Raw genomic sequence first — 1505 nt, 5'->3', positions numbered from 1 at the left:
CTATCCTAAAGGCGGCTTTACAGCAGATTTTGGATCGACTAGAAGCAGAGAGGACTTGAGGTCGACGTTGGCGATCGCAGGCACCTATCAGGGGTATGGCGGGGCGGTAATAGTCCTCTAGCCGTTGCTCAACGTCCTTGGGTGAAGGCAGGATCTCGTACAGAGGCTGATTGAAGGCAGTCTTCTCTGCCACGACCGCGCTCCAGAAATTGCCAAAGTAGGGAGGCTTCAGCAATCGATTAAGATCCACCACATAGCGGCTATGGGTCGCTTGCAGCATCGTGATACCCAACCTTGGCAAAAAGTCGTAGAGCTGATCTAGGTGCCAGTCTTGGTTAGGGAGAAAAGCTTGATGGGATGCTGTGAACTGCCGTCGAATCGCTTCCGGGACGAGAAGGCCACTATGGGGAAGATTCGCCAGAACAGGCAGGGAGGAAACGGTAGGCTGTGTCAGCTTAAAGATTGAAGTCACAGACGTTCTACTGCGACCAGCTCTTGCCTAAGCACTTGAGCATAGATTCGGTCTCTGGCACTTTCTGCGATCGCCCTCCAATCCTCCTGGGTAAGCATCTTGCCAAAGACAGCTCGAATCTGGCTATGAACGAATTCAGTCATTTCCCATTCTCCTTGGGGCTTGGAGAGCTTTGCCTCCAGCAGTGCCAGTAGGATTTCTTGAATTTCAGGCTCAGGCCGATGAAGCCGTTCCATGATCAGTGCCTGGCCTTTCGCTTCTGCCGCTTCTGCCCCAATCCCCAAATCCCACTCGCTCACGAGTTGCTTCCAGGCTTGCATGACCATCGAACGCAACTAAGCAACGTGGCTGTAGCCCTGAGGACTCGACATGACTGCCCCCAAATGAGTGCCCCAGCCATAACCAGCCAGCGCCTCACAATCTACCGATTCTTCCCGACGAGACGACGCCTCAAACCAGGCATCATCGTCCAGCAAATCCATGAAATTGAAATTTTCCTGCGTCATTGCTCACCTCTGGAAGCGACCGTACTCAAAGGATGCCAGCCGCCTATCGTGATGATCTGCGCGAAAAAGCGATCGCTGCTATTGATCGAGGCGACAGAAAAAGCTACTACTCCCTGGAGCTGAGCCCAACATCAACGATCTAGAGGCTTTTCGAGCCTTTGCCGAAACTCACGGTCATCTGACTCAGCGTAATTGCTCAACTAGATCGCAACTATCTGAAGGTACTGCATACAAGAAACTAGCTCATACACTAGAGTAGTTCAAGCGTTCTTTTGTTCAAAAAATAATTCCATCGCCGAAGGCAAGTAAGCAAGGGCTAAAAGACTAAGCACTAAGTGACTAAGTGCATAAGCGCTAAGAGAAAAAAGCCCTCGGCGGCACGCAACGTAATTGCTCAATCCAGTAGCCAATCGGTCTGATGAGAGGTAAGGGCACGGGAAATGGCGTCAAACGCAGAAATGCCTTGACGCTTTGCTGTATTGACCAGCGAGCGCACCTGAGCGAATGATGCTGCTCCCCAGTCCGAG

At 51.8% G+C, this 1505-nt stretch carries 3 protein-coding genes; all 3 read right to left on the bottom strand.

All coding sequences use genetic code 11. From position 1 onward, the window contains the following. Positions 1 to 472, bottom strand: a 472-nt coding sequence (locus V6D20_21870; GenBank protein ID HEY9818432.1) for an N-formylglutamate amidohydrolase, incomplete at its 3' end; no start/stop codon positions are given. After that, entirely contained in the window at positions 469 to 792 is a 324-nt protein-coding gene (locus V6D20_21865) for a hypothetical protein (GenBank protein HEY9818431.1), read from the bottom strand. The genes V6D20_21865 and V6D20_21870, both read right to left, overlap by 4 nt. A 15-nt stretch (positions 793 to 807) precedes the next feature. After that, complete coding sequence (locus tag V6D20_21860) at positions 808 to 978, bottom strand: hypothetical protein (GenBank protein ID HEY9818430.1); 171 nt, start codon at positions 976 to 978, stop codon at positions 808 to 810. Between the last annotated feature and the right edge of the window lie 527 nt (positions 979 to 1505).

The organism is Candidatus Obscuribacterales bacterium, from assembly GCA_036703605.1.
Taxonomy (GTDB): domain Bacteria; phylum Cyanobacteriota; class Cyanobacteriia; order RECH01; family RECH01; genus RECH01.
The sequence above is the reverse complement of the archived record's forward strand: the minus strand, read 5'-3'. Positions and strand labels throughout refer to the sequence as shown.